General features: G+C 70.4%; 7 protein-coding genes and 1 pseudogene. 7 read left to right on the top strand and 1 reads right to left on the bottom strand.

The window, feature by feature from the left end:
• Window position 1 precedes the first annotated feature (1 nt).
• The gene (locus QSK22_RS32200) at window positions 2–9,412 is read left to right on the top strand and encodes a non-ribosomal peptide synthetase (protein ID WP_285498259.1); all 9,411 of its coding nucleotides are present in this window, start codon (window positions 2–4) and stop codon (window positions 9,410–9,412) included.
• On the top strand, window positions 9,409–9,618 hold the full coding sequence (locus QSK22_RS32195; RefSeq protein ID WP_285498258.1) for an MbtH family protein: 210 nt from the start codon (window positions 9,409–9,411) through the stop codon (window positions 9,616–9,618). Before QSK22_RS32200 ends, QSK22_RS32195 begins: the two co-directional genes overlap by 4 nt.
• Before the next feature lie 88 nt (window positions 9,619–9,706).
• On the opposite strand, the gene QSK22_RS32190 is transcribed toward QSK22_RS32195, so the two are convergent.
• Entirely contained in the window at window positions 9,707–10,450 is a 744-nt protein-coding gene (locus QSK22_RS32190) for a MerR family transcriptional regulator (RefSeq protein ID WP_285498267.1), read from the bottom strand.
• A 211-nt stretch (window positions 10,451–10,661) separates the two neighbouring features.
• Between QSK22_RS32190 and QSK22_RS32185 the strand changes: the two genes are divergently transcribed.
• The 5 genes and pseudogenes from QSK22_RS32185 to QSK22_RS32165 all read left to right on the top strand — a co-directional run.
• A complete protein-coding gene (locus QSK22_RS32185; RefSeq protein ID WP_285498257.1) occupies window positions 10,662–11,615 on the top strand; it encodes an ATP-binding cassette domain-containing protein in 954 nt (317 codons plus the stop codon).
• A gap of 8 nt (window positions 11,616–11,623) precedes the next feature.
• Window positions 11,624–12,436, top strand: a complete 813-nt coding sequence (locus tag QSK22_RS32180) for an ABC transporter permease (RefSeq protein ID WP_285498256.1) — start codon at window positions 11,624–11,626, stop codon at window positions 12,434–12,436.
• Between the two features lie 57 nt (window positions 12,437–12,493).
• A complete protein-coding gene (locus tag QSK22_RS32175; RefSeq protein ID WP_285498255.1) occupies window positions 12,494–14,932 on the top strand; it encodes an ATP-binding cassette domain-containing protein in 2,439 nt (812 codons plus the stop codon).
• A 31-nt stretch (window positions 14,933–14,963) separates the two neighbouring features.
• A complete protein-coding gene (locus QSK22_RS32170) occupies window positions 14,964–15,224 on the top strand; it encodes an FAD-dependent monooxygenase (protein ID WP_352231512.1) in 261 nt (86 codons plus the stop codon).
• Between the two features lie 242 nt (window positions 15,225–15,466).
• A pseudogene (locus tag QSK22_RS32165) lies at window positions 15,467–16,115 on the top strand (IS256 family transposase); the annotation flags it as partial.

The raw sequence follows: 16,115 nt of genomic DNA, 5'->3' as shown, positions 1-16,115 counted from the left end.
AATGGCGCCCCTCTCGTTCGCGCAACAGCGCATGTGGTTCATCAACCGGTTCGAAGGCCGGACCGCGACGTACAACGTCCCGATCCTGATCCGGATGCGTGGGCGGATCGACCCGGACGCGCTGCGTGCCGCGTTCCTGGACGTCCTGTCCCGCCACGACATCCTGCGTACCGTCTACGACGAGGCCGACGGGCAGCCGCGGCAGCGGGTCGTGGCGCCGGCCGACCTGAGCCCGCCGTGGACCGACTGGGGATGGGTGCCCGCGGACCAGGTCGACGACATCGTCACCGCCGCGGCCCGCGAGGGCTTCGACCTGTCCACCGAGCTGCCGATCCGGGCGTGCCTGTTGCGCCCGGAGGACGACGTCGCCCTGCTCGTGGTGGTGATGCACCACATCGCGAGCGACGGCGGCTCGCTCGGCCCGTTCACCCGGGACCTGTCGGTCGCCTACCGGGCCCGGGTGGCCGGGACGGCCCCGGCCTGGGACGACCTGCCGGTGCAGTACGCCGACTACGCGCTCTGGCAACGCGAGCTGCTCGGCGACGAGGACAACCCGAACAGCGTCTTCGCGACCCAACTGCGCTACTGGCGGCAGGAGCTGGACGGGGTGTCCCGGCCGATCACGTTGCCCACCGACCGGCCACGTCCCGCCCGGGCGAGCTACCGCGGCGCCAACCACGAGTTCGAGATCTCCGAAGCGCTGCTGGACGGGGCCGAGCGGCTCGCGCAGTCGAGCAACGTGACCGTACCGATGGTGTTCCAGGCGGCGCTCGTCGTCATGTTGCACCGGCTCGGCGGCGACCACGACATCACGCTCGGCTCGCCGATCGCCGGACGGACCGAGGAAGTCCTCGAAGACCTCGTGGGCTTCTTCGCCAACACCTGGGTGCTGCGGGTCCGGCTGGATCCGACCGACTCCTTCTCACAGGTGCTGGAGCAGGTCCGCAGGAAGGCCCTCACCGCCTACGACCACCAGGACCTGCCCTTCGAGCGACTGGTGGAGCTGCTCCGTCCGGAACGCTCGATCGCGCACCATCCGCTGTTCCAGGTCACCTTCGCCTGGCAGAACAGCGTCCGCCAGGAGCTCGACCTGCCCGGCGTCACGGCCTCGATGGAGCCGGTCACCACCGGCAGGGCGAAGTTCGACCTGTTCTTCAACCTGATGCCGCATCCCTCGGGCAGGTCGGTGACCGTCGACCTCGAGTACGCCACCGACCTGTTCGGCCGCGCGAGCGCGGAGGCGATCGCCGCACGGTACCTGCGGGTGCTGGAGCAGGTGGTCGAGGACCCCGCCCTCGAGGTGGCCGCCCTCGACGTCCCCCCCATGCGGGCCACCCCGGAACGGCGGCTGACCGACCCCGGTGAGCGCGAGAAGGTCCTCTACACCTGGAACGACACCGACCGCGAGTTCCCCTGCCCGGGGCCGATCCACCTGCCGTTCGAACGACAGGCCGCGGAGCGGCCCGACGCGGTCGCGGTCCGCTGGGCCGGCGGCACCATGACCTACCGCGAACTGAACCGGCAGGCGAACCGGATCGCCTGGAACCTCAGGCGCCGCGGCGTGCGGCCGGGGACGGTGGTGGGCGTGGCCGTCCGGCGCGGCCCGCTCATGGTCGCGGCCGTCCTCGGCGTGCTCAAGGCCGGGGGAGCGTACCTGCCCGTCGGCGCGTCACTGCCGTCCGACCGGGTCGCCGGGATGCTGGCCGACGCGTCGGTGACGCTGGTGCTGACCACCGAGGACACCAACCGGTGGACACCCCCGGCAGGCGTGGAGCTCATCGACGTCGGCAGCGCCGGCATGACCCTCTCCATGGACGGCGAGACCAACCCCGATCCCGTGGCGAGCGCCGACGACACGGCCTACATCATCTTCACCTCGGGCAGCACCGGAAAGCCCAAGGGCGTCACCGTGACGCACCGTCCGGTCCACAACCTGCTGAACTGGTGCTACCGGACCTTCGCGTTCGGTCCCGACGACGTGGGCCTGTGCGTCACCCAGCTTGACTTCGACCTCTCCGTGTTCGACATCTTCGGCCTGCTCGGGGCCGGCGGCAGCGTCTACATCGCGGACGCCGTGCAGCAGCGCGACCCGGAACTGCTGCTCGACATCCTGCTGACGGAGCCGATCACGTTCTGGGACTCGGTACCGGGCACGCTGAACCAGCTGGCCCCGCTGCTGCCGCAGGTCGCGGACCACCCGGGCGTGAAGGACCTGCGCCTCGTCTTCCTGTCCGGCGACTACACCCCGCTGACCCTGCCGGACCAGGTCCGCGCGGTCTTCCCGCGTGCCGAGATCGTGAGTCTCGGCGGCGCGACGGAGGCCACGGTGTGGTCGAACTTCTTCCGGATCGGCGCGATCGACCCGCAGTGGCGCAGCATCCCCTACGGACGTCCCATCGACAACGCCCGCTACTACGTGCTGGACGAGAAACTCCAGCCGTGCCCGGTCGGCGTCGAGGGCGACCTCTACATCGGTGGGCAGGTCACCGCGCTGGAGTACGTGAACCGTCCCGACCTCACGGCGGAACGCTTCGTCGCCGACCCGTTCGGCGGATCCCCCGGCGGGCGCATCTACCGCACGGGCGACCGGGCGAGCTTCTTCCCCGACGGCAACATCTGCTTCCTCGGCCGCGCCGACGGGCAGGTGAAGGTGCGCGGCTTCCGCGTCGAGCTCGGCGAGGTCGAGTACGCGCTGAACCGTCACCCCACGGTGCGCCAGGCCATCGCCCTCACCCGCCGGGACACCGCCGGCGACCTGCGGCTGGTGGCGTACGTCCTGCCCGATCCGGCCGAGGTGGAGAGCGTCGTCGCCGCCGACGAACAGGTCCGGCAGTGGCAGGAGGTCTACGACCAGGGATACCTCGAGGTCACCGACCGCGACTTCGGCGAGGACTTCAACCTCTGGGTGTCGAGTTACACCGGCGAGCCCATCCCGGTCGAGGAGATGCGAGCGTGGCGGGACGCCGCGGTGGACCGGATCCTCGGCTTCACGCCGCGCCGCGTGCTGGAGCTGGGTGTCGGAACCGGCCTGCTGCTCGCGCGGATCGCGGGCGGTACGGAGGTGTACTGGGCGACCGACTTCTCCGAGCCGGTCATCGAGCGGTTGCGCCGGCAGGTGGCCGAGATGGGCTGGGACGAGCGGGTGCGGCTGCTGTACCGACGTGCGGACGACCTGGACGGCATACCGGAGATCTTCGACACCGTCGTGCTCAACTCCGTCGTCCAGTACTTCCCGAACGAGCGCTACCTGGAGCGGGTGCTCGACGGCGTCTGGGAGAAGCTCGAGCCCGGTGGGCGCCTCGTGGTCGGCGACGTCCGCCGGGCCCGCTCCCTTCGCGCCTTCCAGGCGGCCGTCCAGCGGGCAAGGAACGCCGACGCCCCGGCGGCCCGCCTGCGCGTGGCGGTGGAGCAGGCCCTGCTGCTGGAGAAGGAGCTGGTCGTCGACCCGGAGTGGTTCCACCGCTGGGCCGAGCGGGTGGGCGCGGCCGGTGTCGACGTCCGCCTCAAGGACGGGGCGTTCCACAACGAACTGACCCGGCACCGGTACGAGGTTGTCGTGCACAAGCCGGGTGGACGGGCTGCGGACCGGCCCCGTCCGGTGGACGACGTGCCGCGCGTGGAATGGGACGGCGACCTCGACGCTCTGGCCGAGCGCGTGGCGGGAGCACCGGCGACACGGATCACCGGCATCCCCAACGCCCGCGTCGCCCCGGAGGTGGCGGCGGCGCGCGAGCTGGGGCTGGAGGACTCCGAGCCGCCGACGACCGCGCCGCTGGACCCGCACGAGCTGACGGCATGGGCCGCGCGGCGGGGTTGGCGGGTCGCGCTGACCTGGTCGGGCAGCGCCGTCGACCAGTTCGAGGCGGTGGTGGTTACGGGCGCCGCGGAGCACCGGGTCCTGTCGGGTACCTACGTCCCGGTGGCGGGCGCGGGCACGTGGATCAACGACCCGGCCGCCGCCGCGGGCATCACCGCGCTCCCGGCGGTGCTGCGCGAGCACCTCGCCGAGACCCTGCCCGAGTACATGGTGCCGTCGACGATCATGCCGATCGCGAGCGTGCCGCTCACCCCGAACGGCAAGCTCGACCGGGCCGCGCTGCCGGCACCGGAGTACGTCGCGTCCGGGCGTGGGAGGCTCCCGGCCACGCCCGAGGAGGAGTCCCTCTGCGAGATCTTCGCCAGTGTCCTGGGGCTCGACCGCGTCGGCGTGGACGACGACTTCTTCGCCATCGGCGGCCACTCCCTGCTGGCCACCCGGGTGGTGAGCCGGATCCGCGCCGCCCACGGCGTCGAGATTCCCATCCGTACGATCTTCGAGGCACCGACCGTCGGGGAGCTCGTGGCCCATCTCAAGGACGAGAGGGAGGTCCGGCCGCCGCTGCGGCCGCGGCCACGGCCCGAACGGCTCCCCGTCTCCTTCGCGCAGCAGCGTCTGTGGTTCATCCACCGGTTCGAAGGGCCGTCGCCGACCTACATCATCCCGCTGTCCATGCGGCTGCGCGGAGAGCTGAACGTGGAGGCGCTGCGCCAGGCGGTGCGCGACGTCGTGGTCCGGCACGAGTCACTGCGAACCGTCTTCGACGAGGTGGACGGGACGCCCTACCAGCGGATCCTCGACCCGGACGAGCTGGAGATCCCATGGCTGGAGCATGAGGTCACCGAGGCCGACCTGCACGACACCCTGCGCGCCGAGGCACGCCGGCCGTTCGACCTCGCCCACGAGATACCGGTGCGCGCCGCGCTGTTCCACGTCGGCGAGAACGACGCGGTGCTCCTCTTCCCACTGCATCACATCGCGGCGGACGGCTGGTCACTGGGCCCGCTCGCCGAGGACCTCACGGCGGCGTACACCGCCAGGTGCGACGGACACAGCCCACGATGGACCCCACTGCCGGTCCAGTACGCCGACTACACACTGTGGCAGCGCGACCTCCTCCGTGACGATGAACCCCACGGCCTGTACCGGCGCCAGCTCGACTACTGGACGGAGCAACTCGCCGGGCTGCCGGAGTCGCTGGAGATACCGAAGGACCGCCCCCGGCCGGACGTCGCGTCGTTCGCCGGTGAACTGCTTCCCGTGGCAGTCGACGAGACACTGACCGACGGCATCCGGCGGCTGGCCCTCCGCACCGGGGCCACCCTCTCGATGGTGCTCCAGGCGGGGTTCGCGGCGCTGCTCAGCAGGCTCGGTGCCGGGAACGACATACCGATCGGCTCACCCATCGCCGGGCGGACCGACGAGGCGCTCGGGCGGCTGGTCGGCTTCTTCGTCAACACCTGGGTGGCGCGCGTCGACACGAGCGGGAACCCCACCCTGACCGAGCTGGTCGACCGGGTCCGTGAGGTCAGCCTGGCCGCGTACGACCACCAGGACATCCCGTTCGAGCACCTGGTCGAGAAGCTGAACCCGGTCCGCTCGACCGCGCATCACCCGCTGTTCCAGGTGTGCCTGGCCCTGCAGAACAACCTGCAGCCGAGCTTCGAACTGCCGGGACTGACGGTGTCCCACGAGCCGGTCGACATGGGCGTCTCCCGCTTCGACCTGTTCCTGAACCTCACCGAACGGAGCGGCGCCGGGGGCATGACCCGGATCGAGGGCGTCGTGGAGTACGCGACGGAGCTGTTCGACCGTGACACGGTCGTCCGACTCGTGGATCGCTGGCGGCACCTGCTGAGGCAGTGGGTCGCCGCCCCGGACACCCCCATCGACGCGGTCGAGATCCTCACCCGGGACGACCTCGCGGCTTTCGAGCGGTGGACGGGCCGCGGCCGTGGTGCCGACCGCGTCGCCGGGACGATTCCCGGGCACTTCGCGACCGTGGCCGCCGAACGTCCGGACGCCGTCGCCCTGGAGGCGGCCGACGGCGCCGAGAGCTGGACGTACGGGGAACTCGACAGGTGGGCCAACCGGATCGCCCATCACCTGCGTGAGCGCGGCGCCCGCACCGGCCGCCGGGTGGTGCTCCGCATGGGGCGCTCACCGCTCATGGTCGCGGCGGTCCTGGGAACGCTGAAGGCGGGCGCCTCCTGTGTGCCGGTCGACCCCGCGTGGCCACGCGCACGGATCGACCTCGTGCTCGCTGACCTCGATCCGGCCGTCGTGGTCGACGACCGGCTGGCCGAGGAGGACCTGGACGGCTACCCGACGCGACCGCCGGAGGTTGAGGATCTCACCGGGGAGCATGTCGCCCACGTGCTGTACACCTCCGGGCCGACCGGGGTCCCGAACGGTGTCGAGCTAAGCCACCGCAACGTCCTCGACCTGGTGCGTGATCCCTGCTGGGACGGGGACGCCCACCGACGGGTCCTGGCCCACACCCCCCAGACCTTCGACCCCTCGCTGTACGAGGTGTGGGTACCGCTGCTGCACGGCGGAACGGTCGTGGTCGCACCGCCCGGAAAGGTGGACGCGGCCCGGCTGGCGGCGCTCGTCGTCGAGCGGGGCGTGACGGGCCTCTGGCTCACCGCTGACCTGTTCGACCTGCTCACGCAGCACCATCCGCGATGCTTCGCGCAGGTGTGCGAGGTGTGGGTCGGTGGCGACGTCCTGTCACCGGCTCCCGTGCGGCGGCTCCGGGACGGCGACGGCTCACCCGCCGTCGTGCACGCGTACGGTTCGACGGAGACCACCGTGTTCGCGGCCCGGTACCCGATTCCCTCGTCGGACCGGGACGAGGACACGCTGCCGATCGGTGAGCCCATGGAGGGCACCCGCCTGTTCGTCCTCGACGAGCGGCTGCGGCAGGTGCCGCCGGGCGTGGTGGGGGAGCTGTACGTGGGCGGCGACGGTGTGGCGCACGGGTACGCGCACCGGCCACGCCTGACGAGCGAGCGCTTCGTCCCCGACCCGTTCGGACGCCCGGGTGACCGGATGTACCGCACCGGCGACCTGGCCCGGTGGAACCGTGACGGGCGGCTCGAACTGCTGGGCCGGGTCGACGACCGGTTGACCGTCCGTGGTCTCCGTGTCGAACCGGGTGAGATCGAGGCGGCCCTGCATCGGCGGGACGGCGTGGCGCAGGCGGCCGTCGTCGCCCGCGTGGACCGGCACGGGGAGCGGCGCCTCGTCGCCTACGTGGTCCCGGAGACGCCGGAGGGCTCGGACGGGCACGCGACCGGTCACGTCGAGAAGTGGCGTGCGCTCTACGACTCGATGTACGGCGAGACCGCAGACGACACCGAGCTCGGCACCGACTTCACCGGCTGGAACAGCTCCTACACGCGCGAACCCATCCCGTTGCCCGAGATGCGGCAGTGGCGCGACTCGATCGTGGCGCGGATACGGGGACTCAGGCCGCGCCGGGTGCTGGAGATCGGGGTCGGGTCGGGCCTCCTGCTCGGACCGCTGGCACCGGAAACCGAGGAGTACTGGGGCACCGACTTCTCGGAGCCGGTCATCGAACGGCTCTCCGCCCAGGTCGGCGCGGACCCGAACCTGAGAGAGAAGGTGTCGCTACGGTGCCGGCCCGCCGACGTCGCCGAGGGACTGCCGGCGGAGTTCTTCGACACCGTCGTCCTCAACTCCGTCGTGCAGTACTTCCCGGACGCCGCCTATCTCACCCGCGTGCTCGACCTCGCCCTGGAGCGGCTCGCGCCGGGAGGCCGGATCCTCGTCGGCGACGTCCGGAACTACGGCACGCTGCGGGCGTTGCTGACGGCCGTCCACCGCGCACAGCATCCGGACGACGGCCCGTCGGTTGTACGGACGGCGGTTGAGCGCGCCCTGCTGGGGGAGAGGGAACTCGTCATCGACCCCGGCTTCTTCACGCGGTGGGCACGGGCCCGCCGCGAGGTGGCGGCCGTGGACATCCAGCTGAAACCAGGCGCGTACCACAACGAACTGACCCGGCACCGGTACGAGGTCGTCCTGCACAAGCGGCCGAGCCAGCCGCTGAACCTCGCGGACGTGCGCACGGCGGTCTGGGGCTCGGACGCCCGGAGCCCGGCCGACCTGGAGACCGCGCTCGCCGAGCACGGCGGCCGCCTCCGGCTGGTCCGGATCCCGAACGCCAGGCTGGTGAGCGAGGCGGCCGAGTACGGTGTCCCCACCGAGCCGCCGGAGGCGCCCCTCGACCCGCACGAGCTGGTGACCTGGGGCGAGGAGCGGGGATACGCGGTCTACTGCACCTGGTCCGCGGAGGCGCCCGACTGGTTCGAGGCGGTCATCCTGCCCGCCGGCGGCGCGGACTGCCACGACGGTGTGTACCGGCCCGCGGGCCCGTCCACACGGCGGCTGGTGAACGCGCCGGCGGTGGCGCGCCAGGTGTCGCGGCTGCCATCGTCGCTGCGGGCGGACCTGGCGACGGAGCTGCCGGACCACCTGGTGCCGGCCGACATCATGCTCGTCGAGCGGCTGCCGCGCACCACCGACGGGAAGGTCGACCCCGCCCACCTGCCCGATCCGGACCCCGTCGACGCGCACCGCGGCTCGCCGCGCACGGCCCTCGAGGCAGAACTGGCCGTCCTCTTCGCCGAGGTGCTGGGCAAGGACCGGGTCGGGACCGACGACGACTTCTTCGACTGCGGGGGCAGCTCGCTCCAGGTCATTCGGCTCATCTGGCGGATCCGCGCCGAGCTGGGGTTCGAGGTTCCCGTCAGGACCCTGTTCCAGCACCCGACCGTCGCCAAGATCGCGGAACGGCTGTCGGCCGACCGTGAGGACGTCGAGTTCGACGATCCCTTCTCGGTGGTGCTGCCGATCCGGGCCGACGGTGACAGGGCGCCGGTGTGGCTGGTGCCGCCGGGCGGCGGGCTGTCGTGGGCCTACCTCGGGTTCGCCCAGCAACTGGACCCCTCGCGACCGGTCTACGGTCTGCAGGCACGCGGGTTCGCCGGAGAGCCGCGGGCGACCTCGATCGAGAGTCTGGTGGACGACTGGGTCGACCAGATGCTGCGCGTCCAGCCGGAGGGGCCCTACAACGTCCTCGGGTGGTCCCTGGGAGGACCGATCGCCCAGGCGGTGGCGTGCGAGCTGCAGAGCCGCGGACGCGAGGTCGATCTCCTGGGTGTCCTGGACTCGGGCCCGTCGAGCTATTTCGCCGACTTCCAGACACCCGACGAGAGAATCGTGCGCAGATACCTCGCGCATTACATGGGCCATTTGGCGGGAATGGACGAGTTCGAATCGCTCGTGCAGACCGCCACCGCCCTCTTCATCGAGCACACGGAACTGATGACACGGTTCACCTCCCCCACGTTCCACGGGGACATGGTGTTCATCTGCGCTCTTCTCGACCTCGCCACCCGGGAAAGGCGGCACCTCGACGTGGAACTGGACGTCCTGTGGCGCGAATACACCGACGGAACCGTGCATCGCTTCGAGGTCGAATGCGCGCACAACGAGATGATGTGGCCCGCAAACGCCGCCGAGATCGGCCGCATCGTCAACGAGATCATGAAAGGGAGGAAGTGACCGTGAACCCGTTCGACGACGAGAACGGTGAATTCTACGTGGTCGTCAACGACGAGGAGCAGCACTCGCTGTGGCCCACCTTCGCCGACGTGCCCGAGGGCTGGCGGGTGGTGTTCGGACCAGCCGGACGAGCGGAGTCCCTGGCGTACGTGGAGGAGAACTGGACCGACATGCGGCCGAAGAGTCTGCGCGAGGCGATGCAGTAGGGCGATGCCGGTGCCGTAGGGCGATGCGGTGATACGAGGTACGGAGGCGTGAGCCCGGGGTGTGTATCCGCCCCGGGCTCACATCCGCTCACGCCTTCCCGGTCCCGTTCCGCCCGGCGGGTTCGGGCTGGGCGGCGTCGAGGGCCGCCAGATACGCGGCGAGTCGGCCCGAGGCGTGGAGCATCGCGACACCTCGCGCGGTCAGCCGTCGCTGCCAGTCCTCGAGCGTGGCCGACAGCGCCCGCGTCCCGCCGGCGGTACGGATCTGCTCGACCACGGTCGCGATCTGCTCGAGCCGGTAGCCGCCGCGGCGCAGCAGGTGCGCGAGTTCGGCGTCCCGGACGTCACCCGCGCCGTAGACACGGTGACCGGAGGCCGTGCGCTGGGGGACCACGATGCCCGCCTTCTCCCAGTTGCGCAGCGTCGCGGCGGTCACGCCGAGACGGTCCGCCAGCCGTCCGATGCTCAGGGCCGTGCGGTGCCCGTGGACGGTGGACGCGGCGTCCGGCGTCGCGGTCAGGTGCGCGACGGCCTCGCCGACCGCGTCCAGCGTCTCGCGGTCGCGAAGGAGCTGGGCGTGGCTGCGGTCGATCGCCGTCAGCGCGGCGTCCAGGTCCCTGCGGACGAGTGCGCGCATGATCTCCCGGGCGACGGCGTAACCGTGCGCGGGGACGAGGGCCAGAAAGGCGCGCAGGGCGGCGGCGTGCACCTCGGTGTAGATGCGGTAACCCGCGGGGGTGCGCCGCGCGGGCGGGATGAGTCCGTCCCGTTCGTAGTTGCGGACGGCCTGGGGCGTGATGCCGTGCTCACGGGCCAGGTCGACCGGTCTCAGCTTCCTCACGGATTTAAACTTTATCGGGATCTTTCGCGGATATTGCAGCCAAAGTTCAAACTGATTTTTTAGGTCTATACTTGGGGGTGCCGGTTGCGGGGGAGTGGCGTCGCTCACCCCCGTGCAGGCTCGACGAGAGGGGGATCCGCCCATGCCCGCGGCAGTCCTGGCGTCCGGCCTGTCCAAGAGCTTCGAGGGCAGGCGCGGTGTCGTGACCGCGCTCGACAAGCTCGACCTCACCGTGCCCGAGGGCACCATCCACGGCCTGCTCGGCCCGAACGGTGCCGGCAAGACGACCGTCGTGCGCATCCTCAGCACGCTGCTCAAACCCGACGCGGGCAGGGCCGAGGTCTTCGGGTTCGACGTCGAGAAGGACGCCTGGCGCGTCCGCGCGACCATCGGCCTCACCGGCCAGGACGCCGCCGTCGACCGGGTGATGACCGGACGCGAGAACCTGCGCATGTTCGGCAGACTGTTCGGGCTCTCGAAGCGTGCAGCCGCGGCCCGGGCGGACGAGCTGCTGCAGCGCTTCGACCTCGACGGTGCGGCCGACCGTCAGGTGAAGACGTACTCGGGCGGTATGCGGCGCAGGCTCGACCTCGCCGCGAGCCTCATGGCGCGACCCAGGCTGATCTTCCTCGACGAACCCACGACCGGGCTCGACCCGCGCAGCCGCATCCAGGTCTGGGGCCTGGTGCGCGAGCTCCGCGAGGAAGGCACCACCATCCTGCTCACGACGCAGTATCTGGAGGAGGCCGACCAGCTCGCCGACTCGCTCTCCGTGATCGACCACGGCCGGGTCATCAAGAACGGCACACCCGACGAGCTGAAGGCGGAGGTGGGGCCGGACTGGGTCGACGTGACGCTCGTCGACAGCGCCGACTTCGACACGGCCACGGAGGTCCTGCGCGGCAAGCTCGGCGTGGAGCCCGTCGTCGACCTCGAGGCGATGCGGGTCCGTGCGCCCGTCTCGGACGGCGACACGATCGCCGACATGCTGTACCCGCTGAAGGACGCCGGCGTCGCGGTCAGCGACGTGGCCCTGCGCCGCCCGACCCTCGACGACGTCTTCCTCGCGGTCACCGGCCGCTCAGGCGAGCCGGCATCAAACGACCGCACCCGCGCCGCGAAGGGCGCGCGGATCCCGACGAAAGGTGGAAGGTAATGGTCGCGGTGACTGCTGACCTCCGGGACAGCACCGCCCAGGCCCCCCGGCGGGGACTTCCCTGGTGGCTCACCGGCGCGTCCGAGATGGCACGGCGGAACATCCGGCAGATCCTGCGCAGCCCCCAGCTCGTCATGTTCGGGCTCATACAGCCCGTGATGTTCATCCTGTTGTTCAGCGTCGTCTTCGGGGGCGCCGTGGAGGTCCCCGGCGGCGACTACACGCAGTACCTGCTGCCCGGCATCTTCGTCCAGATGGTGCTGTTCGGCTCAGTCGCCGGCACCACCATGGGCGTGGCCATGGACATGCAGGACGGGATCATGGATCGCTTCCGCTCGATGCCGATCAGCCGCTCGTCCGTGCTCGTCGGCCGGACCCTGTCGGAAATCCTCCGGACGGTCGTGTCGCTGTTCGTCATGGTCGTCGTCGGCATGATCATCGGGTTCAGGTTCCTCGGCGGGTTCCTGCCCGCGGTCGGCGGTGTGGCGCTGCTGCTGTTCTTCGGCCTCGCCCTGTCCTGGCTCGGTGCCCTCATCGGCGTGTCGGCGAGCGGTCCCCAGTCCGCCCAGCAGGTCGGCCTGATCTGGATGTTCCCGTTCAGTTTCCTCTCGTCGGCGTTCGTGCCCACCGCGTCGATGCCGGACTGGCTCCGCGTCTACGCCGACCACACCCCGATGACCACGTCGGTCGACGCGCTGCGCGGGCTGTTCACCGGCACGCCGGCCGGTGACGACGTCCTCCTGACGCTCGCCTGGTCCGTCGGCATCATCGTCGTCTCCGCGCCGCTCGCGGTCCGTAAGTACGGATCGCGGTCACGCTGAGAGCCCGCGTACCCCTCGGCCCGCAGACGCCTGTGAAACACCTCTGGAGAGAAAGCAATGACTGTTGCGAGCGGCGGACACGACCGGGACGACGTGCCGACCGACGCGGGCCCGCATGACGTCATCCGGGTGCTCGGAGCGCGGGAGAACAACCTCAAAGACGTCAGGGTGGAGATCCCGAAGCGTCGACTGACGGTGTTCACCGGCGTGTCCGGTTCGGGGAAGAGCTCACTGGTGTTCGACACGATCGCCGCGGAGTCACAGCGGCTGGTCAACGAGACCTACAGCGCGTTCGTGCAGGGTTTCATGCCGACGCTGTCGCGTCCCGACGTCGACGTGCTCGAGGGGCTCACCACAGCGATCATCGTCGGTCAGGAGCGCATCGGCAACAACCCGCGCTCCACGGTCGGCACCGTCACCGACGCCAACGCGATGCTGCGCATCCTGTTCAGCCGGCTCGCCGAGCCACGCCTGAGCTCCCCCCGCGCGTACTCGTTCAACATCCCCCCGATCAGCGTCGCGAGCGCGGTGACGGTCGAACAGAAGGGCAGGAAGGTCGAGGAACAGCGCACCTTCGACGTCGCGGGTGGCATGTGCCCGCGCTGCGAGGGCATGGGGACGGTCGCCGACGTCGACCTCGGCCGGCTCTACGACGCCGCGAAATCGCTCAACGACGGCGCCATCACCGTCCCCGGCTACCACGTTGGCGGCTGGAACTGGCAGGTCTACGCCGGCTCCGGGCTCCTCGACCCCACGAAGCCGATCAAGGAGTACACCCGAAAGGAGCTCGACGACTTCCTCTACCACGAGCCGGTCCGGGTGAAGGTCAGGGACCTCACCACGACCTACGAGGGGCTCGTCCCGAGGGTGCAGAAGTCGGTGCTCAGCAAGGACGTCGAGGGGCTCCGGCCGAACGTGCGGGCCTTCGTGGAGCGAGCGGTCACCTTCGTGTCGTGTCCCGACTGCGGTGGCACCCGGCTCAACGCGCCGGCCCGGGCGTCCAGGATCAACGGACTCAACATCGCGGAGGTCTCCGCGATGCAGATCAGCGACCTCGCGGAGTGGGTTCGCGGTCTGGACGAGCCGTCGGTCGCGCCGCTGCTGGCCTCGCTCGTGCACACGCTCGACTCGTTCGTGAGCATCGGGCTGGGCTACCTCTCCCTCGACCGCCCCTCGGGAACGCTCTCGGGCGGCGAGGCGCAGCGCGTCAAGATGATCCGCCACCTGGGGTCGCCGCTCACCGACGTCACCTACGTCTTCGACGAGCCCACGGTCGGCCTGCACCCGCACGACATCCAGCGGATGAACAGGCTCCTGCTGCAACTGCGTGACAAGAGCAACACCGTGCTGGTCGTCGAGCACAAGCCCGAGGTGATCGCGATCGCCGACCACGTCGTCGACCTCGGTCCTGGCGCGGGTACCGCGGGCGGCACGGTCTGCTTCGAGGGGACGGTCGAGGGCCTGCGGGCCGGCGACACGCTGACCGGCCGCCACCTCGACGACCGGACATCGCTCAAGGACGAGGTGCGCACGCCGTCGGACGTGCTCGAGGTGCGGGGAGCGAACCAGCACAATCTGAAGAACGTCGACGTCGACATCCCGCTCGGCGTTCTCGTCGTCGTGACCGGGGTGGCCGGCTCGGGCAAGAGCTCGCTGATCGACGGCTCGGTCGCGGGACGCGACGGCGTGGTCTCGATCGACCAGGGCCCGATCAAGGGGTCGCGGCGCAGCAACCCCGCCACCTACACCGGCATGCTCGACCCCATCCGCAAGGCGTTCGCCAAGGCCAACGGCGTGAAGCCCAGCCTGTTCAGCCCGAACTCCGAGGGCGCCTGCACCGTGTGCAAGGGGGCGGGAGTCATCTACACCGACCTGGCGATCATGGCGGGCGTCGCGGTCACGTGCGAGGAGTGCGAGGGCAGGAGGTTCCAGAGCTCCGTGCTCGAACACCGGCTCGGCGGCCGCGACATCAGCGAGGTACTCGCCATGTCCGTGACCGAGGCCCAGACGTTCTTCTCCGCCGGCGAGGCGCGTACGCCCGCCGTCACCGCCATCCTCGAACGTCTGGTCGACGTCGGGCTCGGTTACCTCACGCTGGGGCAGCCGCTGCCCACCCTCTCCGGTGGGGAACGGCAGCGCCTGAAACTGGTGACCCACATGGCCGAGGAGGGCGGCGTCTACGTGCTCGACGAGCCGACCACCGGCCTCCACCTCGCCGACGTCGAGCACCTGCTCGGCATGCTCGACCGGCTCGTCGACTCCGGCAGGTCGGTCATCGTCATCGAGCACCACCTGGCGGTCATGGCCCACGCCGACTGGATCATCGACCTCGGCCCGGGTGCGGGGCACGACGGCGGCCGGATCGTCTTCGAGGGCACTCCCGCCGACCTCGTCGCGGCCCGTTCCACCCTCACCGGCGAGCACCTCGCGGCGTATGTCAACGGCGGACGGCACGACACGGCGGACGGCACGACAGAACTACGCAACAACCTTTGATCCGACTTCTTTGCAATGAAAACGTCGTCGTATGACTTATGACGTGCTCATCGTCGGCGGCGGGCCCGCCGGACTAGCCGGTGCGGTCGTGCTGGGCCGCGCCCTGAGGTCAGTGATCGTCATCGACGATAACACGCCCCGCAACGTCAAAGCGGCCGAAGTCCACAACTTCCTGACCAGGGAGGGGACGAGTCCCGCCGAGTTCCTGGCCGCCGGACGCGTCCGGCGGGTACGGCGGAGTGCGCATGCGCGGGCGAGCCGCAGTGTGGTGGGCTCGGTGTCGGCCGTTTGAACGCGTCGGTGGTGGCCGCGGAGCAGAACGGGCAGCACCGTCATCGGATTCCTTTCGGCTTGCAGTTGGGTCCGGTAGGCGCGCAGGGCGTTGGCGCGCTGGCGCCATGCGGAGAGCATCTGGTTGCGTCCACGGAGGTGGTGTACGAGTTGATGCAGGTCAGAGGGCGTGGCGTCGTGAAATGAGACGGCCACCGCGTGATCCTTCGAGATACCAAGTCCAAGATCGAAGGAGAGGACGCGATGGCCGATGACCCCAGTGTGGACCCTGCGGGCTGGTTTGCCGAGCAGATCGGGGCGTGTGAGCCCGATCTGCTGCGATCGATGGTCAAGACGATGGCCGAGGCGCTGATGAGCGCGGAGGCCGACGCGATGTGCGGCGCCGGCTACGGGCAGCGGTCCCAGGAGCGGGTGAACCGCCGCAACGGCTACCGGCGGCGGGACTGGGACACCCGCGCCGGCACGGTCGAACTGGCGATCCCGAAGCTGCGCAGCGGGTCGTACTTCCCCGAGTGGCTGCTGGAGCGCCGCCGCCGGGCCGAGCAGGCCCTGGTGAGCGTGGTCGCCACCTCGTATCTGCTGGGGGTGTCCACGCGGCGGGTGGACAGGCTGGTGGAGCAGATGGGCATCCAGGGCATCTGGCAAAAGCCAGGTGTCGGAGATGTCGAAGGTGCTGGACGAACAGGTGGCCGCGTTCCGCAACCGGCCCCTGGAAGGTGGGCCGTATGCGTTCGTGTGGCCGGCGCCCTCACCCAGAAGGTGCGTGAGGGCGGCCGCACCGTGAACGTGCACGTGCTGGTGGCGACCGGTGTCAACGCCGACGGGCACCGCGAGATCCTCGGGGTCGAGGTGGCCTCGGCCGAGGACGGCGCCGGATGGCTCGCCTTCCTGC

Origin of the sequence: Actinomadura sp. NBRC 104425 (assembly GCF_030269545.1) — a bacterium.
In the GTDB taxonomy this organism is placed as follows: Bacteria; Actinomycetota; Actinomycetes; order Streptosporangiales; family Streptosporangiaceae; genus Spirillospora; species Spirillospora keratinilytica.
This window is presented reverse-complemented; position numbering and strand designations above follow the sequence as displayed.

Excerpts from the sequence above, each read along its gene's own strand:
- QSK22_RS32175 (WP_285498255.1), top strand. The coding sequence starts at position 12,494 with ATGACTGTTGCGAGCGGCGGACACGACCGGGACGACGTGCCGACCGAC.
- QSK22_RS32170 (WP_352231512.1), top strand. The coding sequence starts at position 14,964 with ATGACTTATGACGTGCTCATCGTCGGCGGCGGGCCCGCCGGACTAGCC.
- QSK22_RS32200 (WP_285498259.1), top strand. The coding sequence starts at position 2 with ATGGCGCCCCTCTCGTTCGCGCAACAGCGCATGTGGTTCATCAACCGG.